Here is a 25,863-nt window from a genome sequence, read left to right on the forward strand (position 1 = left end):
GTCAACGTGGACCATGACGTGCCCGACCCGGCGCAGGCGCCGCCATTGGCGTGGGGGATCCTCGGCGCCGGCAATATCGCGCGGCGGTTCGCCACCGAGATCCCCGCCCACACCGCCGCAACGGTGGTGGCGGTGGGCTCGCGCAGTCAGGAGCGGGCCGATGACTTCGCTGCGACCTTCGACATCCCGGTGGCCCACGGTGATTACGAGTCGCTGGTGGCCGATGAGCGTGTGCAGTCGGTCTACATCGCTTCGCCGCACTCGGAGCACCGGGACCACGCACTGCTGGCGCTGGCGGCGGGCAAACCGGTGCTGGTGGAGAAGGCGTTCACCCGCAACGCGGCGGAGGCCCGCGAGGTGTTCGCCGCGGCGGATGCGGCCGGGTTGTTCGCGATGGAGGCGATGTGGTCCCGGTTCCTGCCGCACATGGCCGCCCTGGACCGGGTACTGCGCTCCGGTGAGATCGGGCAGGTGGTCACCCTGACCGCGCACCACGGGCAGTGGCTGGATGTGGCACCGTCGCACCGGCTGAAGAACCCCGACCTTGCCGGCGGTGCCGTGCTCGACCTTGGCGTGTACCCGATCTCCTTCGCCCATCAGGTACTCGGCAGCCCCGAGACCGTGACCGCGGTCGGTCACCTGGCCGAGACCGGGGTGGACGCCACCGAGGCCGTAGTGCTCACCTACCCCGGTGTGGTGGCGTCTCTGACTACCACGATGCTGGCCGGGACCCGCAACGACGCGGTGATCTCCGGCACCGCTGGCCGCATCGAGATCGCCCCGACGTTCTTCGGATCCAGCACGCTGACCATCCATTCCACCGACGGCGCCGTCCGCACGATCGAGCCGCCGGCGAGCGCCGGTTTCGCTTACCAGGCTGCCGAGACGGCCCGGTGCATCGAGGCCGGACTGACCCAATCCCCGGTACTGCCGTGGGAGGAGACCCTGGCGGTGATGCGCACCATGGACGAGGTTCGCCGCCAGCTCGGCGTGGTACTGCCCGGGGAGGGCGCCGCCGCTTCCTGAGCCACCGCACCAGGGGCGCCCGGTGGTCCGCCGGCCTCCGGCCCAGTGGAGTCAGCCTGCACCACCATCGTCAAGCAACGGGCGGAAGGAGCCGGCATGCACTGGACCATCACCGGCCTGGACCCCGTGCTGGCCCTACGCACCTTGATGCAATCCAACCGCGAACGCCTCCTGTGGCCCGCTGCCACCCCAACACCACAATCCTGACTCACACCCTGCGGTGGGCTTGGTCCCACACTGTCCGCGCACCGGGCGTTAGCGTAGAGCTATGGTCGAGGTGCCAGCAGGAATCTCCGGTGTGGGGCTCCCCCAACGAGTCGGGGCGGCCGCCCGGTGACGCTGCTCGAAGCGCTGCTGCTGGGCGCCATCCAGGGGCTGTTCATGTTCATCCCGGTGAGTTCCTCGTCCCATCTTGTGCTCACCCAGCATTGGCTGGTGACCACCGGCTCGTCCCTGCCGGGCCCGGAGACTGCCGAGATGATCTTCTTCAACCTCGTGGTCCATCTGGGAACCATGGTCTCCATCGTGGTGGTGATGCGCCGGCCGCTGGCTCGGCTGGTCCGCGGCACTTTCAGGGAACTGTCGCTGCTGCGCCACCGACATACCCTGCGCCACCTTATCCACCTCAAGTTGATGACCCTGGGCCTCATCACCACCGGTGTCACCGGCGTGCTCGGTCTGGGTGTGCGCGAATTCGGTACTGACGTCTTCGCCACCCCGTGGGCGGTCTCGCTGCTGCTACTTGTCACCGGCGCAATCCTGTGGTGGTCGGACTCGGTGACCACCACCTGGCGGGGAGCGGCACAAATGACCGTGACGGTCGCCGTGATCATCGGACTGGCCCAGGCGGCGGCGCTCCTTCCGGGACTGAGCCGCTCTGGCTTGACCATCGCCGCAGCACTTGCACTGGGCATGCACCGCAGGATGGCGGCCCAGTACAGTTTCTTCGTCGCCATCCCCACCATCGTGGCGGCCACCGGGGTGCAATCGCTATCCCTGCTGGACCACCAAGGAGGATTCGCCGTGGGCTGGGACGCCTACGCGCTGGCGTTCCTGGTTGCGGCCGGGGTGGGTGCCGGCGCGCTGTGGCTGGTGCTGACGCTGCTCTACCGGGGCTACTTCCGGATCTTCGCTGCCTACGTGGTCATCCTTGCGGTGGTCACATTGGTGATCCAGCCTGATTACGGTGATCCACCGGCACTCGAGGAGATCCCGGTAGAGGAGGCGCAGACGCACTGGCAGACGGCACCCATCACGGTCCGGTAGGAGCGTGATCTCACAGCTGGGTCCGGATTTCGAACTCGTGCCGGGAGAGGACCTCCCACTCCCGAGAGGAGAAGAACGCCTCGGCTGGGGCATTGTCGAAGCACGACCCGGATGCTGGCGCTGCGCACCTGATGCAATCCAACCGCGAACACCTCCTGTGGCCCGCTGCCACCCCAACACCACAATCCTGACTCACACCCAGGGCTACCGAGGCCGGGCGGGCGTGTGGGCGGGGCCGGATACCCTGAGCACTGTGAGTGGACTGTTCATCTCCTTCGAAGGCGGCGACGGTGCCGGCAAGAGCACCCAGGTTCGCCTGCTGGCGCAGTGGCTGCGCGAGGAGTTCGGGCGCGAGGTGGTGACCACCCGTGAACCGGGCGGCACCGAACTGGGCCGGACGCTGCGCAACGAACTGTTGCACGGCCAGGACATCGATGCCCGGACCGAGGCGCTGCTCTTCGCGGCCGACCGGGCCCATCACACTCTCACCCTGATCCGGCCGGCGCTGGCCCGTGGTGCGGTGGTGCTGACGGACCGGTACCTGGACTCCTCCGTCGCCTACCAGGCGGCCGGGCGCGAACTCGCCGCCGAGGACGTCGAACGACTCTCCCGGTGGGGCACCAACGGCTTGATGCCGGCCCTGACGGTGTTGCTGGACCTCCCCACCGAGCAACTGGTGCAGCGGCTGGGAGAACAGGGTGCCGACCGGATGGAACGGGCGGGGATGGAGTTCCACCGCCGCACCCGCCAGGCGTTCCTGGACCGGGCCGCAGCCGAGCCGCAGCGATGGTTGGTGCTCGATGCCGCCGGGAGCAGGGAGAAGATTGCCCAGCAGGTGCGTGCGGCCGTGGAGCCACTGCTGTCCGAGGACGCCCCAGGGGGCAGCCATCCGAGTGCGCAGGGAGGCGGACGGTGAGCGTCTGGGAGTCCCTGGTCGGCCAGGAGCAGGCCGTCCAGGTACTGCGCGAGGCCGCAGAGCGGCCGGCGGCGATGACGCATGCGTGGCTGATCACCGGACCACCGGGCTCAGGACGGTCGGTGGCCGCGCGTGCCTTCGCCGCCGCGCTGCAGGCCGGGGCCGACGCCTGCGCGCACGAGGATTCGGCGCGCACCGCTCTGGCCGGGACGCACCCGGACGTGACCGTGCTGGCCACCGAGAAGGTGGTCATCACCGTGGCCGAGGCCCGTGAACTGGTCTCACTCGCTCAGCGGGCTCCCTCCCAGGGACGCTGGCGGGTGATTATCGTCGAGGACGCCGACCGGATGGGCGAGCAGACCGGCAACGTGCTGCTCAAGGCGATCGAGGAACCGCCGCCCCGCACCGTCTGGGTGCTGTGTGCGCCGAGTCCGCAGGATGTGCTGGTGACGATCCGGTCGCGGTGCCGTCTGGTGAACCTGCGGGTACCACCGCCCCAGGCGGTGGCCGATCTGCTGGTGCGCCGGGACGGGGTGGACCCGGACCTTGCGCTGGCCTGCGCTCACGAGGCACAGAGCCACGTCGGAGTGGCGCGCCGCCTCGCCACCCACGCCCCGGCACGGGAGTTCCGACGCACCGTGTTGCAGATCGCCTCCGGGATCCGCGGGGTGGGTGACGCCGTGCTGGCCGCCGGGCGACTTGTGGACTCGGCCACCGAGCAGTCGAAGGAGGCGACCACCGAGCGAGATGAACGCGAGAAGGCCGAACTGCTACGCAGCCTAGGCGCCGAGGGCAGCGGCCCCGTGCCGCTGGCGCTCCGGCCGCAACTGCGGCAGATGGAGGAGGAGCAGAAGCGGCGCGCACGCAGAGCGTTGCTGGACGTGCTCGACCGGGCGTTGGTGGACCTGTTGTCCTTCTACCGCGATGTGCTGGTAGTGCAGGTGGGCTCCGATGTCGCCCTGGTCAATGCCTCCTCGGGTGAGGCGGTGCAGCAGGTGGCCCGGGCCAGCACCCCGGAGGTGACGCTGCGCCGGATGGATGCGATCGGACTGGCCCGCACCCGGATCAGCGCCAACGCCGCGCCGTTGCTGGCCATCGAGGCGATGGCCGTGGCGCTGCGTCCACAAGCCGAGGCGCACGCGCACTGAGCCCTGTGCGTGTCCAGGTGCGCGCCGCGCCGGAGGTGGGCGTGGTGGTGCGCCGGGACCGCAGGAGCTTTGTAGGCTCGGTTGGTGCTGTCGCCCCCTTCCCGTCGCATCGGACTGATCTCGCTGCTGGCGGGGGCGCTGCTCCTGGCCGCGTGCGCTCCGGCACCGATGCTGCAACCACCGGACGCCGCCACACCCGAGGTTCCCCCGGAGGGCGGCGCGGACGGCCTGCCGGAGTACTACGACCAGGACCTGGACTGGACCGACTGCGGGGACCGGCACCGGTGCACCCGCGTGCAGGTACCGATGGACTACGACGACCCGGACGGGGACACCATCGAGTTGGCCGTGAAGGTCGCTGAGGCGCTGGGAACCAGCGAGGGCGCACTCTTCGTCAACCCGGGCGGGCCGGGCAGTTCGGGCCTGGAGTTCATGGACAGCGTCGATGCGATGTTCTCCGGGCCCATCCTGCAGCGGTTCGACGTCGTCGGGTTCGATCCCCGGGGGGTGGGGGAGTCCGATGCGATCCGTTGCCTGGATTCCGCCGGGCTCGAGGAGTACTACGGCACATTCTTCGAGGTGACCACCAATGCCGGTTGGGAGGACTTCGTCGCCACCGAGACCGACTACGGGCAGGCGTGCCTGGAGAACACCGGGGACCTGCTCGGGTTCGTCGACACCGTCAGCGCCGCGCAGGATCTGGACGTGCTTCGCGCCGTGATGGGGGAGGACTCCATGACCTACATGGGGTATTCCTACGGCACCTTCCTGGGTGCCACCTATGCCGAGCACTTCCCCGACCGGGTGCACCGGTTGGTGCTCGACGGGGCGATGAACCCGGCGTTGGACTACGCCGAGATCGCGGGCGGGCAGGTGCTGGGATTCGATCGCGCCTACCGATCCTTCGTCGCCGACTGCCAGGCGGGCCCGGACTGCCCCTTCGAAGGCGACGTGGACGAGGCGATCGGCGAGACAGTGGATCTGCTCACCACGTTGCGTGATGATCCGATGCCCGCCACGGACCCGGACCGCCCGGTCACCGACGCCGACCTGATCAACACCATCGTGCTGGCGCTGTACAACGTGGACTCCTGGCCGGTACTCAGTGAGGCACTGGCGATGCTGATCTACCAGGACGACGCCAGCCAGATCCGGTTCATCTCCGACCTCGCACTGGAGCGGGAGGACGACGGGACCTACCCCGAGGACCAGGGGGCCTTCCGGGCGATCAACTGCCTGGACTTCCCGGTGGAACTGGACCGGGATGAGATCATCGCCGAGGCCGAGGCGTTGGAGGACATCTCCGAGGTGTTCGGCCCCTACTTCGGCTACGGCGAGGTCGGGTGTTCCACGATGCCGTTCGAGGCCACTGGCACCCGCGCTCCGCTTGCGGCAGCCGGCGCCCCGCCCATCCTAGTGATCGGCACCACCCGCGATCCGGCGACCCCGCATGAGTGGTCCGAGGCGCTCGCCGAGCAGTTGGAATCGGGGGTACTGCTGAGTTATGACGGCGATGGTCACGGCGCCTACGGCGGGCACAACTCCTGTGTGCATGAGGCCGTGGATGCCTACCTGCTCGAGGGGCAGGTGCCCGAGGACGGGACGCAGTGCTGAGTTGCCCGGCGCGTGCGCGCCGAGCAAGAATGAGAGCCGACGACGGCGGACCCGGCTGCCGTTTTGAACGGTGCCAGTCACGGCAGGTACAGTAGGCGCGCTGCCCCGGCGCCCACGTGGCCCCGGTGTGCTGGCCGCCTTAGCTCAGTCGGCAGAGCGATTCACTCGTAATGAATAGGTCGTGGGTTCGATTCCCACAGGCGGCTCCCAGGCCCTGCGCACGCGCCATCGATCGTCGCGAACCGGGCACGGTCGTGGCTTCAGACCCCTCATGTTCCCCAGCAGTACCCAGGCACCGCGGAGGGTGACCTTTCGGGGCAAGTACCGGGATATCGTGACGTCGTGGCCTCCACGAACCCTCCGCAGCAGGCGGACGACGACCCGGAGCCTCGCCGCGCCGAGAACGTTGTCGACCGCGCACCTGCGGAAGCCAGGGACATCGCTGCCGTGACTTTCGGCAACGCCAGCGAGGACGAGGTTGACCAGGTCCAAGAGAGGTGGGAGACGTGGCTGGCCTGGCCGGTGCTGATCGCCGCCGTCGCCTCGGTGCCAGCGGTCTTTCTGACACTGTTGGACGAGCCCTTCGAGATGGTCGGCCATGTCGGGCTGTGGCTGGCCACGGTGGTCCTGGTCGTCGAAACGGTCCTGTTCTTCTTCCTTTCGCCAAGGAAGATCGCCTGGGTCCGCCGGAACTGGTGGCTGATAGGCCTGACGTTTGCCGCGGTCCTGGCGGTCGTCTTCAGCATCGGCCCGATGCAGTTGTTCCGCCTGGGGCGGAGTGTGGGCGCCTTGCGCGTGATGCGAGGCAAACAGGTGGCCAAAGCCGGTGAATCCCTGGCCAAGAAGGGGCAGTCCCGGTGGCGCCAACTACTGGGCAAGGTCCTGGCCACCGTGGTCGTGGGGGCGTTCGTCGTGCTGGCCCTGGCGGTTCCAGAGTCCGAGGCCCGGAGCACACTTGAGGATTTCGTGGGTGAGGACGGTGTTCCCGTGGCCGCCGCCGCAGCGGGCGTGCTCACCATGACGGTGATGTACTTCCTGGTACGCAGCCCACGGTCGAAGGAAGAGGATGAGGGCCACGGGGCAGGGTAGGTGAGCGTCCGGTCGCTCAGTGATTGATGTCGCTGGAGTCCTGCTGGTGCCCGGGCCGCACCCGATGGCGGGCCGCAAGGTCCTGGCCGAGTCGGTGCAGCCTGCTGCGTAACTCCACCGGCTCGTGCACCTCCACTCCCGGAACTGCCAGGAGTTGCGCGGCCGCAATCTGCAGACTCTCCATCACCAGATTGACGTCGAGGCGATCCCCGGATTTGCGCGCCGACCGCAGGCTCTCCTCGGTTTCCGGCCCGGGCACGGCCGCCCGCAGACCGTCGAGGGCACTGATCGGGATCGAGAGCCGGACCGGCAGGGTGTTGAGTGAGGACTCGAAGGCAGCCCGGGCCCGGCCCCAGTACTCGGCGAGGGAGAAATCCGGCGGGCGCCACGCCACGTCGTCGAGCACGTGGGTGGAGGTGACCCGGGAGAGCCGGTAGGTCCGCACCTGCCGTCGGTGCGCGGCGATGAGGTACCAGACGTCGGTCTTGAGCACCAGCCCGAGCGGATCGAGGAGGCGCTGCACCGCGGGATGCCCCGATCGTGCGTAGTCGATCCTGATCCGCGTTCCGTTCCAGACCGCCCGGGCCACCGCCGTGAGCGCGGCAGGTCGGTCCGGTTCGGTGAACCAGCGTTCGTGATCGAGGAGGAATCGTTCCTGCGCCGGTGCGAGCACGGCGGCCTGGGCGGAGGATGAACTGAGCATCTTCAACCGCGCTGTCTCCAAATCCTCGCTCAGCCCGAGATCACGGGATCCGGCCACGCCGATGATGAGGGCTTGGAGTTCGCCGGCCGTCATCCCGGTGATCGGGGACCTCCAGCCATCGACCAACCCGACGCCTCCGCCCGGACCGGTCCGGGTCCAGATCGGTACGCCCATGCCGATCAGGGCGGCCACGTCACGCTGGATCGTCCGCTCGGACACAGCGTGACGCCTGGCCAGGTGGTGCACCGTGGTCGTGGACAGCCGGGCCAGGTCCATCATGACCGCCAGCAGCCGCGTCGTTCGCACAGGGAAACGGTACGCAATTCACGACACGAGTTGTCGGGAACCCGCGGCAGATTGGGTGCCCCCAAGAGTCCTACTGAGAGGGTCCTCGTGACTTCATCACCACCACAACACGATCTGCAGGGCAGGATCGCCCTGGTCGCCGGCGGTACCCGGGGCGCCGGCCGCGCTATCGCCGTCGAACTCGGCCGGGCCGGAGCGGTGGTCTACTGCACCGGCCGCTCCACCCCCGGCAGTGCCTCGGATTACGGGCGTCCGGAGACCATCGAGGAGACGGCCGACCTCATCAACAAGGCCGGTGGCACGGCTCACCCCGTCGTCGTCGACCATCTGGACGTCGAGGCCGTCCGCGCCTTGGTTGACCGGATCGACCGCGAACAGGGCCGCCTCGACATCCTCATCAACGACATCGGCGGCGAAGCCTACGTCGAATTCGGAACTCCCTTGTGGGAATACGACCTGGACGCCGGGAGGAAACTCTTCGACACCGGTTTCATCACCCACCTCAACACCAGCCATAGCGCTCTCGGGCTGTTGACCCGCCGGCCCGGCGGTCTCGTCATCGAGGTCACCGACGGCACGCGCACCTACAACAACTCCCACTACCGGGACACCGTGTTCCTGGACCTGACGAAGACCGCCGTGGACCGGCTGGCCTTCGCCCAGGGACACGAACTCGCCCGGCACGGTGGCGCGGCCGTGTCGGTCACACCGGGATGGCTGCGCTCGGAGATGATGCTGGACGCCTTCGGCATCACCGAGGAGAACTGGCGCCGGGCCGCCGAGGCCAATGCCGGGGCCGACGGCGCCGTCCCCCCGCAGGAGTTCGTCATCTCCGAGACCCCGGCCATGCTGGCCCGCGGCGTCACCGCCCTGGCGGCCGATCCGCAACGACAGCTGTGGAACACCAGGTCGGTGAGTTCCTTCGACCTCGCCACCCACTACGACCTGACGGATGTGGACGGGTCACGACCTGATGCGTGGTCGTTCATCACCGCGATCGAGACCACGCCGGTCACCGATCTCGACGTCGACGAGTACCGCTGACCACAGTCGACCTGCCCCCGCCGTTCGGTTTTCAACGAGCGGAGTCACAAGCATTCCCTTACCGTGAGGAACGGAGTAACCCCGCGAGAAGGGAAAACGAATGGGTATCGGAGACAAGTTCAAGAACAAGGCCCAGGAAGCCAAGGGCAAGGTGAAGGAAGGCACTGGCGACGCCACCGACAACGAGCGCCTGGAGTCCGAGGGCAAGAGGGATCAGGCCGGCGCGAACGTCAAGCAGGCCGGTGAGAACGTCAAGGACGCCACTCGGGACGTCACCGACTGACCTGGCGTGGGGCCGGCGATGAGTGCGAACTCATCGCCGGCCTTTCTCATGCGGTGACATCGACGGTGCCGAGGTGGGCGGGCCGCAGTGAGAGGTGCCACCTGGCCTCTTCCGGTGCCGGGGCCGGTCCGCACAGCCGGATGAACGCCCCCAGGTCGGCCAACTGCTCGGGCCGGTGGGGTAGCACGTCGGTCAGTTCGGGTGAGCGCACGATCACCGCCCGCCACAGCCCGCGTGAGACCGCCACGTTCACCCGGTTGCGGTTCAGGACGAACTCCATCCCGCGGGGTGCTTCCTGCACCGCCGACACCGTGGTGGACAGGATCACCACCGGGGCCTGCTGGCCCTGGAACTTGTCCACCGTGCCCACACGCACGTGCCTCAGGCTCGCGGCGTCCAAGGTGTCCCGGATCAGTTGCACCTGGGCGTTGTACGGGGCCACCACCAGGATGTCCTGCTCGCCGAGCAGGCGCCGGGCGGCATCCTGGCCGGACCGCCAGGCCAGTCCGAGGTGCGCCCGAACCTGAGCGAGAACCTCCTGGGCCTCCTCCACTGAAGAGGTGGTGTTGCCCGAGTGCGGCACGTACCGGCACTCCACGCCCGGGGCCGCCCCGTCCAGGTGACGCTGGGCGGTGACCGGTGCTGGTCGTAACTGTCCGGCGTAGGACAGGTCCGAGACCGCCCGGCACAGGTCCGGGTGCATCCGCCAGGTACGGGCCAAGAAGTAACCCAGGTGGGCGGGCAGCACCGAGGCGTGCTGGGACAGCCAGCCGAGCGCGGAGGTGTCCACCGGCTCGGGGTGACTGCCCTGGCTCACCTGGGGCAACTGCTGGGGGTCGCCCAGCAGCAACAACCGGTTGGTGGCGCGGGTCACCGCGAGCGTGTTCGCCAGCGAGAACTGCCCGGCCTCATCGATCACGATCAGATCGAGCGCCCCGGGAGGCACGGCACGGCCCGTCATCGTCCAGGCCGTCCCACCCACCAGCATCCCCCCGGCCTCGGCCAGGGCGGCGGTGACGTGCATGTTGGAGGTGCCACCGCGCCAGCGCACCGACCGCCGCGGCCCGCCGACGGGTTTGGCGACCCGCTCAGCGGGAACCCCGGCGTCGATGGCGGCGTTGAGCAGGTTCTCCACCACCGCGTGGGACTGGGCCACCACACCGACCTTCCACCCTTGGGCGATCAGGTGCGCGATCACGCGGGCGCCCACGTGGGTCTTGCCCGATCCGGGCGGCCCCTGCACCGCGAGATAGGAGTGGTCCAGGTCCACCGTTGCTCGGGTGATCGCCCCGACGTAGTCCCCCTGCGCCACCGCGGGCAACGTCCCCAGGGTGGCCAGCCGCGGCGGGCGGCGTGCCAGCAGATCCAACCCCGGGTGCGCCGGAAGGCGGGGCAGCGCGGTCGAGACCTGAGTGGCCAGGTCGGCCAGTGCCTCCTGGATGGAAGCGGTGGGGACCGGAGCCCCTGGCGTCAGGGCGACCGGCAGCGCGGTGAACTCGTTCATGCGTCTTGGTAGAGGTTCGGCGAAGGTGATCCGCGCGCTCTCGGTTCCCACGTGCACCTGCTGTACCTCGGCACCGAAGACGCCGCCGCGGCGGTTCCGCCCGTCGTCGGCCATCCCCTCGGGCAATGGCCGGTCGTACATCCGGAACATCTTGTCCCCGGGCCGCACCAGTGAGCCGTCGGCGAGAGAGCCGGTCAGTTCCACCACCCGCCGGGGCTCCTGGCGGCCCTCGGCCGCCCACGGCTGCACCACCCGCCCGGACTCTGCCACCAGCACATCCCGGGTCTGGGCCCAGTCCGCCGGTGGGGTGTTCAACCGGTCGTAGTGTGCCCACCAGTACTGCTTGTCCTCGCGGCGGTGGTACCCCACCGCGGCGGAGACCATCGCCAGGGCCTGGTGCTCCTCGCTGAGTCCGGTGCCGGTGCGCAGCGATTCGGAGATGCGGGCACGGACGAAGTCGTCGATCTCCTTCTCCTGCGGGAGCGGCTCGATCTCTCGCAGTTCCTCCGGTTCGGCCTCGGGCTGCTGCCCCACTCCTACCCCGCGTTCGTCCGCCCGGGCCAGCAACCAGTCGCGGAGTCTCCAGGTGGAGCGGCAGTCGTAGTGGTTGTAGTCCTCGATCGAGGCGAGGATCCGGGTGGCCTCATCGGATTGACCGGTGTCCCGGGCCATGCAGTAGTTGGCGTAGGCCACCACCGAGGCGCCGCCGGCGGTGATGTCCCCGGTGCGTAGGTCGTTCCCCATGTACAACGGTTCCAGTGCTTTGAGGCCGTAGGACTTCGAGGACAACTGCACGGACGTCTGCACCACGTCGTACAGGTCCACCAGCACACCGGCGCGCAGGAGTTCGTCGACTCCGTCCTCACCCAGGGCGTGCTGTAAGGACAACCGGCGCAGGGCAGCCTTCTCGTAATCGGCGTAGTGGTACACGTGCATGCCCGGGTACCGCGCTCGGCGCTCGGCGATGTACTGGAGGAAGTGAACCAGTGCCTGACCCTCCTGGGCCCGGGTGTGAGCCCAGAACGGGCGGAAGGCCGCCCGGGCGGTACCGACCGGGGCCTCCAGCACCCCGAACAGGTACTCCAGCCCCCAGACTCCCTGCTCGTCCTGCCACAACGGGTCCCCCTCGAAGTCGAAGAAGACGTCGCCCTCGCTGGGTTCGGGCAGCGTGGCGAGGGTGTGCTGGGCCAGGACCCGGTAGGCCAGGGTGCGCTCCCCGGCATCGTCGGTGACCTGCACCTGCCCGTCGGTCGGCATCAGGCCGGCTTGCATGCGGGCCTGGTCCCGCAACCGGTGGGCTGCCGTGCCCGGCTCGGCGTCGGAATGGGCCAGGTCGGTGATGGTGCGGATGCCATCCGCGCGCAACTTGCGCCGCCGGGGGAGGTTGACCCGGTGCACCCCGAGCACGTCCTCGTGCAGACGAACCTGCTCGACGCAGTAGTCGCACCGTCCGCAGATCAGGAGCGCGTCATCACCCCAGGCCACCGGGTCGGGCTGGGCCCGGTGGGCGGCGGTCACGGCCAGTACCCGGTGGCGACGTTCGGCGTAGACGGGCAGCATCTCGGCCAGGTCGAACTCCGCGTGGCTGCGGTCACCGAGCACGAGCGTGGCCATCGGTGCCACCGGCACCCCAGCAGCGATCAACTGATCGGCGTAGGCCGCTAGTTGCAGCAGCGCCTCGGTCTTGGCCCGGCGGGCGAGTTTGGAGTCCCACACCGCGTACCGACCGTCATCGGCGCGGACCAGGAAATCGGCGCGGCCGTGGAAGGAGCCGTCGAAGAAGGACGCCTGGAACACCACGTCGGCGCCGTCCGCCAGGACCTCCAGGGTTCTGGCCTGAGCGTCGGCGAGCGCCTGGGCGGTGTAGGGGCGCGTGACCTCCGGGATCTCGACGACAGTGGGATAGGTGTCTTTGAGTCCTGCCAGCACTTGGCGTTCGTGCTCCTCACCGAGCCGGGCGGCGCGGGTGAGCATCTCATCCTCGTCGAACTGGGCCTTGGGGGCCCGGCCCAACCGTTCGTCCAGGACGCGCAGCAACTGGTACTCACAGCGGGCCGCCATCACGACGTCGCTGGCGGTGATGACCAGGTGTTTGTCCTGCCGGTCGGCGTGCGGTGGCGGGGTGGCGTGCGCAGCACCCGGTGCCACGTCCTGTGTACCCGGCCCAGCCGCACCGGGCGCAGCCCGCGATGCCGAACCGTGTACGAGGCCGTGCAGCGACCGTGCATCCAGTAGGAACAAGTCCGCTCTCCCTCATCCGTGCCGCTCGAGGTCCTCTGTCTACCAGTGCCTGCCCACATCGGGTGCGGGATCCCCAATGGCGCCGGCCCGGCATGGACACGCACATCCCCGAGGGTGCGCTCGAAGTGACCGATTGGATGGTTGTGGCGGCTTGGGGCGTGTGGGGTGCGCTCGAAGTGACCGATTGGATGGTTGTGGCGGCTTGGCGGCTTGGTGGCTTGGTGGCTTGGCGGCCTGGTGGTTTGGCGGTTTGGGGCGGCGGATCGGGGGAGTTCAGGCGTGGGGGCGCGCCTGCCGGCGCCGGGAGCGGAATACTGGCGGCCACACTGTCCGACCCAAACCCACTACACCGACGCCCGCACCGACGCACCGAAGCACTCGGCGGACCACCCGCAACCCACCAGCAGATCCCCTCGACGAGAGCGCCCGATGAGCACTGAACCCAGCGATGCTGCCGACCGGCAGTGGTTCGATGAGCTCTTCGCCGCGCACGCGGGTGCGGTGCAGCGCTACTTTCTGCGCCGGGCGGCCCCCGATGAGGCCGAGGATCTGGCCGCCGACGTGCTGGCCACCGCCTGGCGCCGCCGGGACGACGTGCCCAGGGGCCATGAACTGCCGTGGCTGTACCGCACCGCCGGCTACGTGCTGGCCAACCACCGGCGCAAGCACCGCGCCGAACCGGTCGAGATAGCGGCGGACCGGATGGAGCACCCCGGTGCCGATCCGGCCCAGGAGGCCACCGACGCGGTGACGGTGCGCGAGGTGCTGGCCCAGTTGCGTCCGCGCGAGCGCGAGGTGCTGATGCTCAACGCGTGGGACGGGTTGAACGGGCAGGAACTGGCCGAGGCACTCGGGATGAGTCGGGGCGGGGCGGCCGCGGCATTGAGCCGCGCGCGCTCCCGGCTGCACCAGATCTGGCAGGAACGTCAGGCCTGATGCAACATCGGCAGTCCCGGGCACATAGAAGCCTGGTAGGGAAAAGGTGAGAGGAACAGTGCGATGAGCAGCGGCCCGGGCACACCGGAGGAGGACGACGACGCTGTCCTCGACCGCCTGCGCCGCGCCGACCCGGCGCGCTCGGTCACACCGGACCTGACCGCCCTGCGTGCCGCCGTGGACCACCGCATCGCCTCAGACGCCCCCGATCACGAGGCCGACGACGACGCCCCGCACCGTGCCACAGCCGCGTCCCGGGCAGAGGCCGACGACGACGACACAGCGGCCGTGCCGACGTGGGCCCGGCGTAGCGGGTGGGTGGTGGCCGCCTCCGTGGCCACGCTGCTCGCGGTGGGCGTGGGCGGCTACGTCATCGGTAGCCAGCGCAGCGAGACCCCGATCGTGCTGACCGAGGGCGCCGACCACGCCGAGTCCGCCGCCGAGGAGCCGTTTGCCGTCCAGCGCGATGAGGCCGCCGATGCCGAGGAGGACGCCGGCGTGATGGCCGAGGAGGACGGGCTGATGCCGGCCGACGACGTCGAGCCCGAGTCCGGAGTCGGGCCCGCCCGGGTTCCCGTGCCGCTGGACTTCATCGAGGACGGCCTGCCCACCGAGCCGGGTGAAGCAGAGGCATGGATGCTCGATGCCGCCGCTGTGCAACCCGAAGAGACTCTCGCCGACACCGCGCAAGCGCTGGCTCTGTCGGGCACGCCCGAGCAGGTCGACGGCGAGTGGCACCTGCGCGATGCCGACGTCGGCCTCGCGCTGCGCAGCGATGGTGCCGCCACCTTGCGCTACTGGAACGCCTCGGCCCGGGTGGCGTGCGCGACCACCCAGGGTGAGGGGCGCATCAGCGAGGACATCACCGCGGACCACGAGTGTCCCGGGACCGAGGCGGACCCACCGCAGGACCCCGAGGGGACCGCTGCGGAGTTCCTCGACACCATCGGCGTGGACACCGGTCGCCTGGACCTGCTGGCCGAGGACCCGCGCCTGGCCATGGTCACCGTGCAGGCCGTGCCCGCGAGCATGTCCGAGGCACCGGGCGCCGCATGGTCGGTGGTGGTCTCCCAGCACGGGGTGGTCAGTGCCCAGGGCGGCCTGGCCGAACCGGTCTCGTTGGGCACCTACACCACCATCTCGGCCGCCAACGCAGTGGAGCGACTGAGTGATCTCCGGTTCACCTCCCACCTGTGGCCTCGTTTCGACGAGCATGCGCGTGGGCATTGGGACCAGTCCGGAACGCCCGCACCGCCCCTCACGCCCGAACCGGGGCAGCCGCTGCGGTGGCCGATCAGCCAGACCCGAATCGTCGATGCCGATCAGGGGTTACGGGCCTACACCCACCCGGAGGCGGGCACGCTGATCCTGCCGACGTGGAACCTGATCGATGAGACCGGGAACATCTGGCCGGTGCCGGCGGTGCAGGAGGAATTCCTCGACATGGCCGCGCACTGAGCGGTCTTCCAGTTCCGAATCGCGCCGGCAGGTAGCCGTGATGCGGGCGTAAACGCCCGCGTTCCGGGCGCACATGCCAGACTGCCTCCTGTGGTGACACAGGTCCAGGACTTCATGGCAGAACTGCGCAACGCGCTCCGCGCGGAGGACGTGCCCCACGGCGCCGTGCCCCTCGTGGACGATTCGGCGCGAGCCCGCGCGGAGTACTCCACCGATGCCTCGAACTACCGGGTGGTGCCACAGGTGGTGGTCTTTCCCCGGGAGACCGACGAGGTGCTGGCGGCGCTGCAGGTGGCGCGCACCCACCGGGTGCCGATCACCGCGCGCGGGGGCGGCACCTCGATCGCCGGGAACTCGGTGGGTCCGGGAATGGTGATCGACTTCTCCCGGCACCTGAACAAGATCCTCGACCTGGACCCCCACGCCCGCACCGCCCGGGTGCAGCCCGGGGTGATCATGAGCTCGCTGCAGCAGGCCGGTGCCGCCCACGGTCTACGGTTCGGCCCGGACCCCTCCAGCCAGGCCCGGGCGACCTTCGGGGGGATGATCGGCAACAACGCCTGCGGCCCGCACGCACTGTCCTTCGGGCGCACCGCGGACAACACCGGCTCGCTGCTCGTGGCTGACGGCACCGGCCGGGTCTTCGAAGCCGGCGCCGGCGCGGACGCGCTGGACCAGGTGCCCGGGCTCGCAGCTCTGATGACGCAGTACATGGCGCTGATCCGTACCGAGTTCGGGCGCTTCTCCCGCCAGGTCTCGGGCTACTCCGCCGAGCACCTGCTGCCGGAGAACGGGCGGGACCTGGCCAAGTTCCTGGTCGGCTCCGAGGGCACCCTGGCCACGGTCCTGGAGGCCACCGTGGACCTGGTCGAGGTGCCCCGGGATCCGGTGCTGCTGGCTCTCGGTTATCCGGACATGCCCTCGGCGGCCGATGCCGTCCCGGCGATGCTGGCGCACAAACCGCTCGCGGTGGAGGGGCTGGACGCAGCGCTGGTGGAGGTGGTCCGCAACCATCACGGTCCGGCCGCGGTGCCCGACCTCCCTCCGGGTGGTGGCTGGCTGATGGTGCTGGTGGGCGGGGAGGACGCCGACTCCGCGATGGCCAATGCGCGGGCCGTCGCCGCCGACGCCGGCACCAAGCACACCCAGGTGGTTCCCGCCGGCGCCGAGGCCCAGGCTTTGTGGCGGATCCGGGCCGACGGGGCGGGCCTGGCCACCCGGACAGCCGTCGGCGAACCGGCCTGGCCCGGGTGGGAGGATGCCGCGGTGCCCCCCGAGCGCCTGGGCACCTACCTGCGCGAGTTCGACGCGCTGCTGAAGGACTACGGCGCCTCCGCGCTGCCGTACGGGCACTTCGGCGACGGGTGCATCCACGCCCGCATCGACCTGCCTCTGACCGATGCGCAGGGCCCGGCGATCTTCCGTTCCTTCATGCTCGACGCCGCCGCGCTGGTGGCCTCCCACGGCGGGTCCTTCTCGGGCGAGCACGGTGACGGCCGTGCCCGCGGGGAGTTGTTACCGCTGATGTACTCGGCCGAGGCGATCGGGATGTTCGCCGGGATCAAGGCGCTGTTCGATCCGGAGGAGCACCTGAACCCCGGCATCATCGTCAAGCCCGCCGCGGTGGAGGCCGATCTGCGCCGCCCGACCGCGCGTCCGCTGCCGCTGCTGCCCGGCTCCGGCTTCTCCTTCGCCCACGACGGCGGGGACTTCACCAATGCGGTGCACCGGTGCGTCGGAGTGGCCAAGTGCCGGGCGGACCTGCCCGGGTCGTTCATGTGCCCGTCCTACCTGGCTACCCGCAACGAGAAGGACTCCACCCGGGGGCGCGCCCGGGTGCTGCAGGAGCTGGCCACGGGCGAGTTGTACAGCGACTTCTCCGCACCGCAGGTCCACGAAGCCCTGGACCTGTGTCTGTCCTGCAAGGCTTGCTCACGGGACTGCCCGGTGGGTGTGGACATGGCACAGTACAAGTCGGAGGTATTGCACCGTACGTATCGGGGCAAACGGCGCCCGATCAGCCACTACGCGCTGGGTTGGCTCCCCCGATGGGCACGCATCATCACCGCCGCCCCTGCGCTGACGGTCCTGGTCAACGCCGCGCTGAAGCGACGACCGCTGGCGTGGTTGGTGCAGCGCGGCGGGGGGATGGACACGCGTCGGTCGATGCCCTCCTTCGCCACACAGCGCACTTCCCGCTGGTGGCGCCGTCGGTCCGCGGGCGCCGGTGGATCCGGGGGGTCCGGTGCCCGGCCCGCCGTGAAGGTCTGGGTCGACTCCTTCTCCGAGCACATGGACGGCGCGGGTGCCCGAGCCACCCTGACCGTGCTGGAACAGGCCGGGTACCGGGTGGAGATGGTGGGTCCGGGAGCGTGCTGCGGACTGACCTACATCTCCACCGGACAGCTCGACGCCGCACGAGCCCGGCTGCGCCGGACCATGGACGTCCTCGGCCCGATCGTGGCCTCCGGGGTACCGGTGGTGGGCGTGGAGCCCTCCTGCACCGCGGCACTGCGCTCCGATCTGCCGGATCTGTTCGCCGACGATCCGCGTGCCCACGCGATCGCCAACGGCGTGTACACGCTCTCGGAACTGCTCACCGCCGAGGCACCGCTGGGCCCGGCCGACTGGGAGCCACCGTCGTTGGCCGGCCGGGAGATCATCGCCCAGCCGCACTGCCACCAGCACGCCGTGATGGGGTACGAGGCGGACCGGGCACTGCTGACCAAGGCGGGGGCGCGCGTGCGCACCATGAACACCTGCTGCGGGCTGGCGGGCAACTTCGGGATGGAGGTGGGCCATTACGAGGTCTCGGTGAAGGTGGCCGAGCACGAGTTACTGCCCGCGCTCGGCGAAGCCGGGCCGGACGCGGTGTTCCTGGCCGATGGGTTCTCCTGCCGTACCCAGGCCCAGGACCTGGCCGGGATCGGTGGGGTGCACCTGGCGCAGTTGCTCGCGCGGCCCTGAACGCACCCGCCGTTGGCGCCAGGCGCGGTCCGGGGCGATCCGCAGGCCCCAACCACCGAATTTGTTGAGCGATCCGGACGGGCCGATGTGCACCACCACCTCGGCGCAGGCAGATCCCAAGCCGCCCGGGTGAACCCTCCACAGCCGGCCTGGAACGTGAGACGATGAGGACGTTCACGTTCCTCTCCTTGGTTGGTTCATGTCCACCTTCCTGCTCGACTCCGGTCGGTTGGCGCCCGCGACGCGTGAGGGCATCATTCCCGATGGTTTCAACGCCGGATGGTGCGATCTGGTGCGTCAGGACGTGCTCGACCTGGTCGGCCTCGATGCGTTCGCGGTGGCGTGGGACCAGGGCACACCACCGCTGCTGACGGCGATGCGCGCCACCGGAGCGGTGGTCGGGGCTGCGGTGCTGCCCCGGCTTGACCTGGTCACTTTGGCCGAACTACTCGCCCGCGCCGGCCAAGCCCACACACAACCGTGGCATGTGACCGCCGGGCGTTACGGGGCCGGGATTGCGGCGTTCCGGCGGGACTGGAATGCGTTCCGGGAGGCACGCTCGTTCCCGCCGGCCCGGTTGCCCGTCCTGGTGGTGGTGACCGGGGCGATCTCGGCCCAGGTACGCCAGGCGCTCCCGTTGCTGGAAGGGGTGCATCTGGTCCGGGCCCAGGTGCGTCATGACGATCGCGGCCGGGACCTGCTGGACCTGGAAACCGTCACCGTCACCGGTGCAGGCCGGAGCGGGTCCGGAGCCAGCGAGGCGGCCGGGGATGGCCACGTCGCCCCGAGCGTGAACAGGGCCACGGCCACCAGCAACGGGGCTGCCATAAGCCCCGCCAACGGCGCCGTGACGGCCTCCGCCAGCAGCACTGCGACGAGCCCTCCCAACGGCACCGCGGCGCACTCCGCCAACGGCACCGCGGCGCACTCCGCCAACAGCACCGCGACCGCCCACGCCGCCGGCCCCCCGACGCCGCTGGCGCTGCGGGCCGATGGCGATCGGGCGCAGGGAACGACAAGCCCCGCACCGGCGGGCAGCCGCCGGGCGCACCGGGACGAGCGAGACGTGCCCACCGCGATCACCGTCCCGACGCCCCAGGATGTCGGCGCCCGGCCCGGCGCCGTCATCGCTGAGGATGTGCCTACCACCACCGATATGCCATCCAGGCACGCTGCGCCACTCAGGCCGGATGCGCCGTCCGGACCCGATTCACGCGCGCCCGTCGATACGACTCGGCAGCAGGTGTGCCCGGACCTGCACCGGGTGGCAGTCCTGGTCCGGGCTCCGGTGCAGATCGAACTGGAGTGCGGCAAGACCCGTCGCCAGGCCACGCTGCGCCGCGACGGGCGGGTGGCCCTGGCCGACGGCACTGTGCACACCGACCTGGCGCACGCCAGTATGCACCTGGCCGGCGCCGAGCCTGCCGATCCCTGGCAGGCCTGGCGGTTCAGCGACGCCAACCTCCCGCTCGCCGACGCCCGGGCCGAAGCGCAGCGACACCTCACCACGCGCGCCGGCGCAGGGTCCCCGGATACGCCCGTACCGGGCCGCCGGGCCCGTCTCTGAGCCAGATCCACACCGGCTGGGGGCGGGAACGCTCAGCCGGGTACATCAAACGATCGAACGAAGGAGCCATGTGAACGCACCAGTTACGCACCCGCCCAGAGTGGGACTGATCGGGGCCGGAGCGATCGCCGGCGTACACATGCAGGGATGGCTGGCACTGGGTGCCGATGTCCTCGTGTTCTCCAACTCCGGTGCCGAGGAGCTGACGGCGCGGTACGGCGGCCGGGTCGCGGCCGACCTCGAGGACCTGTGGCCCCAGGTGGACCTGGTCGACGTCGTCACCCCCACCTACACCCATGCCGAGATCGCCCTGGCCGCGATCGCCGCCGGTAAGCACGTGGTGTGTGAGAAGCCGCTCGCCCTGGACTCCCGCACCGCCGCGGAGATCGTGCGCGCCGCCGACGACGCCGGGGTGCACCTGTTCCCGGCACATGTGGTGCGCTACTTCCCGCAGTACGCCACCGCGTATGCGGCGGTGTCCGCCGGTGCGGTCGGTGAGGTGGCGGTGAGCCGGTTCCGCCGGATGAGCGCCGCTCCGCTCGCCCCGTGGTTCTTCGACGAGGCGGCCTCGGGCGGGCTCGTGCTGGACCAGATGATCCATGACCTGGACCAGGCCAGGCTGATCGGCGGCCCGGTAGCCTCGGTGTTCGCCCGGTCCGCCAGTCGCGCCGGCGAGCAGGGCACCACCGCCAGCGCGACCGTGACCCTGACCCACACCAGCGGGGCGATCAGTTACTGCTTCGGCGTCTGGGGACATCCCGGCCTACCGTTCACCTACTCCTTCGACATCGCCGGCGACGCGGGCAACCTCAGTTACGACTACGCCCGTGACGACACCACCCGGGTCAGCATCTCCGGTCCCGCCGGACCCGGCGGGTACGTCCCGGCGGCCGACCCGGCCGAGAGCCCCTACACCACCCAGCTGGCCGACTTCCTCGCCGCGATCCGGGGCGATGGCACCCCCACGGTGACCGGCGCCGACGGAGTGGAGGCAGTCGCGCTGGCCGAAGCGGCGATCGCCTCCATCGCCAGTGGACAACCCGAACCGATCGCCGAACGGAGCCATTCATGAGCGCCGCCCCGAACGACGCCTCCGCGAACCCTGCGCCGACCGCTACGACGCCGGCCCCGGCCCCGCTGCGGATCGGGCTGCTGTCCTTCGCCCATACTCATGCACTGGCCTATGTCCGGGCGTTGCGCGATGACACCAGTGTGGACCTGGTGACCACCGACACCGGTACCTACGATGAGGGCACGCGCCGCGGCGCGGACTTCGCCCGCGATCAGGGCGTGCGGTACCTGGACAGCGTCGCCGAGGTGCTGGACTGGGGCCCCGACGCTGTGGTGATCGCTTCGGAGAATGCCGAGCACCACGAACTCACCCTGGCCGCGATCCAGGCCGGGGCGCACGTGCTCTGCGAGAAGCCGCTGGCCCTCAACGACGCGCAAGCCCGTGAGATGGTGCAGGCCGCCCGGGATGCCGGCGTGTGGCTGATGACGGCCTACCCGGTGCGCTTCCACAGCGCCTTCGCCGCCCTGTTGGCCCGGGTCCGCGCCGGTGAACTCGGGCAGATCATCTCCATCCACGGCACCAACAACGGCAAGATGCCACTGGCCCAGCGCTCCTGGTTCACCGATCCGGAACGCTCCGGTGGTGGCGCGCTGATGGACCACGTGGTGCACGTGTCGGACCTGATCGACGAACTGCTCGGGGAAGCCGCCGAGGAGGTCTACGCGGTCACCAACCGGATACTGCGCAGTGAGGCCGGCCGCGATGTGGAGACCGGGGGAGTGGTCTCGGTGCGATACCCCTCCGGGGCGATCGCCACCATCGACTGCTCCTGGTCGGTGCCCGACCACGCTCCCAACTGGGGCGGGCTGACCCTGGAGGTACACGGCACCGCCGGGTCGATGCGGATCGACCCCTTCGCCGGCCACCTCACTGGCTACACCGAGCACGGTCCGGCGCACGTCGCCTTCGGTGCGGACCTGGACGCCCGGATGATCGCCGAGTTCCTCGACGCGGTGCGCTCGAGCAGGCGGCCCCGCCCCGACGGTGACGTGGGTCTGCGCACCCTAGCGGTGGTCACCGCCGCACAGCGTTCGGCCGCATCCGGCCTGCCGCAGCCGGTACACACCGGGTAGGCCCCGCCGCCGTCGGTGCTCGTGCGGCACGTCCCTCGGCCCCCTGCCGCAGCACGACGGCCGCCTCCCTCAGAACAGCGGCAGCGCCTGCGTCAGGTCCGGGGTGCCATCGGCCAAGTACTCCGGGCGCAGCGCGCCGGCGTCGATCGCCTGCGCCCAGGTGATCCGGCCCGCAGCGGCGCGGATCCAGGCGGCCTCATCGGCCACGGCCAGGTCGTACCCGGTGCGGTGCTCCAGGATCTCCAGCAGCGCCTGCGCCACGATCCTCCGGGCAGCCCCGGTCACCGGCACCGGTGGCCCCAGGAACCGCGCCAGGTCATAGCCGTGCACCACCAGTTCCACCAGCCGGGTCAGCACCAGGTCACGCAGCCGCAGTGGCCCGCGCCGGCCCTGCACCACGGCGGCACCACCGCCGGCGCTAAGCCGCTCCAGGCCGGTGAAGGCCTCCTGCGCCGCCCGGTCCAGGCCACCCAAGGGGTCCTCGGCGTTCCGCTCGGCCAGTTCGATCGACCGGTCCCGGATGGTCGGGGCCGCGGGCGCGTAGCCCTGCACGTACTCACTCAACGACAACGGCTCGGCTTCGGGAACCGTCTCGGCTCCGGCCAGGGCGCCCATCGCCAGCCCCAGGTGGGCGATCAGGTCGGCGACGCTCCAGCCGGGTAGCCCGGAGGGATCGGCATAACGGTCCGGGGGTAACTCCTCCAGCCGGGTCCGCAACAGGTCCCACTGGTCGCGCAGTTCGGTGCTCAGGCGCTGCAGGGTCAGATCCATCGTGCTCCTCCGGCCGTGGTCCGCGGTGGTGGTAGTCAACCACGCACCCTCGCTGCGCACAGGCGCCGGACCGGGCGGGGACGTTCGGCTCAGTGCGCCAGGAACTCACCCACGACCGCGGCGAGCTGGTCGGTCTCCACCAGGAAACCGTCGTGGCCGTAGTCCGAGCGCAGCAATCGGAAGGTGCCATCGCGCACCCCGTCGGCGATCCGGAGCCCTTGCTCGGGCAGGAACAACCGGTCGGAGTCCACCGAGACCGACAGCGTCGGGGCGGTGATCTCCGCCAGCGCCGAGTCGACTCCGCCCCGGTCCCGACCCAGATCATGGGTGAGCATCGCGTCGGTCAGTACCACGTAGGAGTTGGCGTCGAAGCGTCGCGCAAGTTTGCCGGCGTGGTGGTCCAGGTAGGACTGCACGGCGAACCGTCCGCCCCCGCCCAGGGGCTCCTCGGCGCCCTGGGGGATCCGACCGAACCGCTGGTCCAGTTCCTTGGCGCTGCGATAGGTGGTGTGCGCGATCTGGCGGGCCACGCCCAGGCCATGGTGCGGCCCGTCGTCGTCGGCTGCCTGGTAGTAGTCCCCGCCGCGGTAGCGCGGGTCGGAGCGGATCGCACCCAACTGGGCGTGTGCCCAGGCGATCTGGTCCCCGGATGTCTGGGCGCAGGTGGCGATCGCCACCACCTTGCCGACCCGGCCCGGCGTGCTCACCGCCCACTCCAGGACGCGGTGACCGCCCATCGACCCGCCCACTACCGCGGCCCAGGTGCCGATCCCGAGCCGGTCGGCCAACTCGATCTCCGCCGCTACTTGGTCCCGGGCGGTCAGGTAGGGGAACCGGCTACCCCACGGGGTGCCATCCGGGGCGCTGCTGGAAGGTCCGGTGCTGCCCTGACACCCACCGAGCACGTTCGGGGCCACCACGAAGTAGCGAGTGGTGTCGATCGCCTTGCCCGGACCCACCAGCCCCGACCACCAGCCGGCTGTGGGGTGGCCGGGTTCGGCATCGCCGGTCACGTGGGAGTCCCCGGTCAGGGCGTGCAGGATCAGGATCGCGTTGTCCCCGCGCGCATTCAGCGTGCCCCAGGTCTGGTAGGCCAACGTCACCTGGGGTAGCCGGCCACCGGCCTCCAGGTGCAACGGCCCCAGGTCGGCGAAGTGCCGCCGGCCGACCGGGTCACCCTGGCGCCAGGCCGCCGACGCCGGCACCGGCCCGGTCAACGGCCGACGGCGGGGGCGGGCCACCGTGGGGGGCTCACCGCCGGCCGGGGCCGGCCGCCGGTAGGACCCGGGTGTGGTCTCATCCGGTGGTGTCGGCCTCATGTTGTCTCGGGGGTAGTGGACCGGGTCCCGGCGGTGCCGCTCACGGCCGCGGCGGCCGCGAACCCCTTGTCCAGGTCGGCCAGGATGTCATCGATGTGCTCCAGGCCCACCGCCAGACGCACCAGGCCCGGGCTGACCGCACTGGCGGCCTGCTCCTGCGGGGTGAGCTGGGAGTGGGTGGTGGAGGCCGGGTGAATCACCAGCGAGCGCACGTCGCCGATGTTGGCGACCAGGGAGTGCAACTCCAGCGCGTCCACGAACGCCTTGCCTGCCTCGAGCCCGCCGGCGATGTCGAAGGAGATCACCGCACCGGCACCCTGGGGGGTGTACTTGGTGGCGAGCTCGTAATAGGGGCTGTCCGGCAGCGAGGCCCAGTAGATCTTCTCGACCTGGTCCTGGCCCTGCAGGTACTTCGCGACCTTGTGCGTGTTGGCCACGTGCCGCTCCATCCGCAGCGACAGCGTCTCCACGCCCTGGGAGATCAGGAAGGCGTTGAACGGGGAGGCCGCCGGTCCCAGGTCGCGCAGCAACTGCACCCGGGCCTTGAGGATGAAGGACAGGTTCGCCCCGAACGGGGAGTCCACGCCGAGGTCACGGGCGTAGACCAGGCCGTGGTAACTGGGGTCGGGAGTGTTGAAGTTGGGGTACTTCTCCGGGTACTTGGCGTAGTCGAAGGTGCCGCCGTCCACGATCGCCCCGGCGATGGTGGTGCCGTGCCCGCCCAGATACTTGGTGGCCGAGTGCACCACCACGTCCGCACCCCACTCCAGCGGGCGCAGCAGGTACGGGGTCGCCACGGTGTTGTCCACTACCAGCGGCACGCCGAGGTCATGGGCGACGCCGGCGACCGCCTCGACATCCAGCACGTCGCCCTTGGGGTTGGGGATGGACTCGCCGAAGAACAGTTTGGTGTTCTCCTGTGCGGCCTCGCGCCAGGCCTGCGGGTCAGCCGGGTCCGCCACGAAGGTAACGGTGATGCCGAACTTGGGCAGGGTGTGGTGCAGCAGATTGTAGGTGCCCCCGTACAGGCTGGAACTGGCTACGAGGTGATCACCGGCCTCGGCGATGTTGAGGATCGCCAGCGTCTCGGCCGCCTGGCCGGATGCGACCAGCAACCCGCCCACGCCGCCTTCGAGGGAGGCGATCCGGTCTTCGACTGCGGCCTGGGTCGGGTTGGTGATCCGGGTGTAGATCGGGCCCAGATCGGACAGGGCGAACCGGTTGGCGGCCTCATCGGTGTCTTTGAAGACGAAAGACGTGGTCTGGTAGATCGGCAGTGCGCGGGCGCCCGTGGCGGAGTCCGCCGTCTGGCCGGCGTGAATCTGACGGGTCTCGAAGTTCCAGTTGTGGCTCATCGGGCTCTCTCTCGCTGAAGGTGGAGGGATGAGCGGCCCGGCGGCGGCGCTACCGAACCATTCATCCCTGGATCGGGGGCGCATCGGGCAGGCAGCGGGCGCGCAGGTCTGCGCGACTCCGCATCAGCCGATTTTCGGGCAGGCCGGATGCGCGAGTGGGCTGCACATTCGACCGAACATGATCCTCACCCTAAGCGTCACCTTC

At 70.1% G+C, this 25,863-nt stretch carries 19 protein-coding genes and 1 tRNA gene; 15 read left to right on the forward strand and 5 right to left on the reverse strand.

Going from position 1 to position 25,863, the window contains the following annotated elements; all coding sequences use genetic code 11:
- Window positions 1-6 precede the first annotated feature (6 nt).
- The 7 genes from ACO0LU_RS01285 to ACO0LU_RS01315 all read left to right on the forward strand — a co-directional run bounded on the left by ACO0LU_RS01285 (window position 7) and on the right by ACO0LU_RS01315 (window position 7,059).
- Window positions 7-1,026, forward strand: coding sequence for a Gfo/Idh/MocA family protein (locus ACO0LU_RS01285; protein ID WP_424789621.1), 1,020 nt, complete (start codon window positions 7-9; stop codon window positions 1,024-1,026).
- Between the two features lie 333 nt (window positions 1,027-1,359).
- Entirely contained in the window at window positions 1,360-2,292 is a 933-nt protein-coding gene (locus ACO0LU_RS01290) for an undecaprenyl-diphosphate phosphatase (protein WP_424789622.1), read from the forward strand.
- Window positions 2,293-2,536: 244 nt separating this feature from the next.
- Window positions 2,537-3,208 (forward strand): dTMP kinase, encoded by a 672-nt coding sequence (tmk, locus tag ACO0LU_RS01295; RefSeq protein WP_424790176.1) that lies wholly within the window; start codon window positions 2,537-2,539, stop codon window positions 3,206-3,208.
- Complete coding sequence (locus ACO0LU_RS01300; RefSeq protein ID WP_424789623.1) at window positions 3,205-4,356, forward strand: DNA polymerase III subunit delta'; 1,152 nt, start codon at window positions 3,205-3,207, stop codon at window positions 4,354-4,356. The genes tmk and ACO0LU_RS01300 overlap by 4 nt, the downstream gene beginning before the upstream one ends.
- Before the next feature lie 84 nt (window positions 4,357-4,440).
- Complete coding sequence (locus ACO0LU_RS01305; protein ID WP_424789624.1) at window positions 4,441-5,970, forward strand: alpha/beta hydrolase; 1,530 nt, start codon at window positions 4,441-4,443, stop codon at window positions 5,968-5,970.
- Window positions 5,971-6,103: 133 nt separating this feature from the next.
- A tRNA-Thr gene (locus tag ACO0LU_RS01310) sits at window positions 6,104-6,176 on the forward strand.
- 136 nt (window positions 6,177-6,312) lie between these two features.
- Window positions 6,313-7,059, forward strand: coding sequence for a hypothetical protein (locus ACO0LU_RS01315; RefSeq protein WP_424789625.1), 747 nt, complete (start codon window positions 6,313-6,315; stop codon window positions 7,057-7,059).
- A 16-nt stretch (window positions 7,060-7,075) separates the two neighbouring features.
- On the opposite strand, the gene ACO0LU_RS01320 is transcribed toward ACO0LU_RS01315, so the two are convergent.
- On the reverse strand, window positions 7,076-8,068 hold the full coding sequence (locus tag ACO0LU_RS01320) for a helix-turn-helix transcriptional regulator (protein ID WP_424789626.1): 993 nt from the start codon (window positions 8,066-8,068) through the stop codon (window positions 7,076-7,078).
- Between the two features lie 87 nt (window positions 8,069-8,155).
- On the opposite strand from ACO0LU_RS01320, the gene ACO0LU_RS01325 reads away from it, so the two are divergent.
- Window positions 8,156-9,112 (forward strand): SDR family oxidoreductase, encoded by a 957-nt coding sequence (locus tag ACO0LU_RS01325; RefSeq protein WP_424789627.1) that lies wholly within the window; start codon window positions 8,156-8,158, stop codon window positions 9,110-9,112.
- Between the two features lie 100 nt (window positions 9,113-9,212).
- Complete coding sequence (locus ACO0LU_RS01330) at window positions 9,213-9,395, forward strand: CsbD family protein (RefSeq protein WP_424789628.1); 183 nt, start codon at window positions 9,213-9,215, stop codon at window positions 9,393-9,395.
- A gap of 46 nt (window positions 9,396-9,441) precedes the next feature.
- Here ACO0LU_RS01330 and ACO0LU_RS01335 read toward each other — a convergent pair whose 3' ends face one another.
- Window positions 9,442-13,047, reverse strand: a complete 3,606-nt coding sequence (locus ACO0LU_RS01335) for a TM0106 family RecB-like putative nuclease (protein ID WP_424789629.1) — start codon at window positions 13,045-13,047, stop codon at window positions 9,442-9,444.
- 522 nt (window positions 13,048-13,569) lie between these two features.
- On the opposite strand from ACO0LU_RS01335, the gene ACO0LU_RS01340 reads away from it, so the two are divergent.
- The 6 genes from ACO0LU_RS01340 (at window position 13,570) to ACO0LU_RS01365 (ending at window position 22,213) form a co-directional block, all read left to right on the forward strand.
- Window positions 13,570-14,076, forward strand: coding sequence for an RNA polymerase sigma factor (locus tag ACO0LU_RS01340; RefSeq protein WP_424789630.1), 507 nt, complete (start codon window positions 13,570-13,572; stop codon window positions 14,074-14,076).
- A 63-nt stretch (window positions 14,077-14,139) separates the two neighbouring features.
- A complete protein-coding gene (locus ACO0LU_RS01345; protein ID WP_424789631.1) occupies window positions 14,140-15,534 on the forward strand; it encodes a hypothetical protein in 1,395 nt (464 codons plus the stop codon).
- Between the two features lie 114 nt (window positions 15,535-15,648).
- Window positions 15,649-18,501, forward strand: a complete 2,853-nt coding sequence (locus tag ACO0LU_RS01350) for an FAD-binding and (Fe-S)-binding domain-containing protein (RefSeq protein WP_424790177.1) — start codon at window positions 15,649-15,651, stop codon at window positions 18,499-18,501.
- 199 nt (window positions 18,502-18,700) lie between these two features.
- The gene (locus ACO0LU_RS01355; RefSeq protein WP_424789632.1) at window positions 18,701-20,068 is read left to right on the forward strand and encodes a hypothetical protein; all 1,368 of its coding nucleotides are present in this window, start codon (window positions 18,701-18,703) and stop codon (window positions 20,066-20,068) included.
- Window positions 20,069-20,138: 70 nt separating this feature from the next.
- Window positions 20,139-21,140, forward strand: a complete 1,002-nt coding sequence (locus tag ACO0LU_RS01360) for a Gfo/Idh/MocA family protein (protein WP_424789633.1) — start codon at window positions 20,139-20,141, stop codon at window positions 21,138-21,140.
- A complete protein-coding gene (locus ACO0LU_RS01365) occupies window positions 21,137-22,213 on the forward strand; it encodes a Gfo/Idh/MocA family protein (RefSeq protein WP_424789634.1) in 1,077 nt (358 codons plus the stop codon). The genes ACO0LU_RS01360 and ACO0LU_RS01365 overlap by 4 nt, the downstream gene beginning before the upstream one ends.
- A 69-nt stretch (window positions 22,214-22,282) precedes the next feature.
- On the opposite strand, the gene ACO0LU_RS01370 is transcribed toward ACO0LU_RS01365, so the two are convergent.
- From ACO0LU_RS01370 to ACO0LU_RS01380, 3 genes are all read right to left on the reverse strand, one after another.
- Window positions 22,283-22,984, reverse strand: coding sequence for a maleylpyruvate isomerase family mycothiol-dependent enzyme (locus ACO0LU_RS01370; RefSeq protein ID WP_424789635.1), 702 nt, complete (start codon window positions 22,982-22,984; stop codon window positions 22,283-22,285).
- A gap of 89 nt (window positions 22,985-23,073) precedes the next feature.
- A complete protein-coding gene (metX, locus tag ACO0LU_RS01375) occupies window positions 23,074-24,303 on the reverse strand; it encodes a homoserine O-acetyltransferase MetX (protein ID WP_424789636.1) in 1,230 nt (409 codons plus the stop codon).
- Window positions 24,300-25,658 (reverse strand): bifunctional o-acetylhomoserine/o-acetylserine sulfhydrylase, encoded by a 1,359-nt coding sequence (locus ACO0LU_RS01380; protein ID WP_424789637.1) that lies wholly within the window; start codon window positions 25,656-25,658, stop codon window positions 24,300-24,302. Before ACO0LU_RS01380 ends, metX begins: the two co-directional genes overlap by 4 nt.
- Window positions 25,659-25,863 lie beyond the last annotated feature (205 nt).

Source organism: Pseudactinotalea sp. Z1748 (genome assembly GCF_049725185.1).
Lineage (GTDB): Bacteria > Actinomycetota > Actinomycetes > Actinomycetales > Beutenbergiaceae > CALKWS01.

Coding starts and splice junctions, on each gene's coding strand:
- ACO0LU_RS01340 (WP_424789630.1), top strand. CDS start 13,570: ATGAGCACTGAACCCAGCGATGCTGCCGACCGGCAGTGGTTCGATGAG.
- ACO0LU_RS01330 (WP_424789628.1), top strand. CDS start 9,213: ATGGGTATCGGAGACAAGTTCAAGAACAAGGCCCAGGAAGCCAAGGGC.
- ACO0LU_RS01370 (WP_424789635.1), bottom strand. CDS start 22,984: ATGGATCTGACCCTGCAGCGCCTGAGCACCGAACTGCGCGACCAGTGG.
- metX (WP_424789636.1), bottom strand. CDS start 24,303: ATGAGGCCGACACCACCGGATGAGACCACACCCGGGTCCTACCGGCGG.
- ACO0LU_RS01380 (WP_424789637.1), bottom strand. CDS start 25,658: ATGAGCCACAACTGGAACTTCGAGACCCGTCAGATTCACGCCGGCCAG.
- ACO0LU_RS01355 (WP_424789632.1), top strand. CDS start 18,701: ATGTCCACCTTCCTGCTCGACTCCGGTCGGTTGGCGCCCGCGACGCGT.
- ACO0LU_RS01365 (WP_424789634.1), top strand. CDS start 21,137: ATGAGCGCCGCCCCGAACGACGCCTCCGCGAACCCTGCGCCGACCGCT.
- ACO0LU_RS01345 (WP_424789631.1), top strand. CDS start 14,140: ATGAGCAGCGGCCCGGGCACACCGGAGGAGGACGACGACGCTGTCCTC.
- ACO0LU_RS01350 (WP_424790177.1), top strand. CDS start 15,649: ATGGCAGAACTGCGCAACGCGCTCCGCGCGGAGGACGTGCCCCACGGC.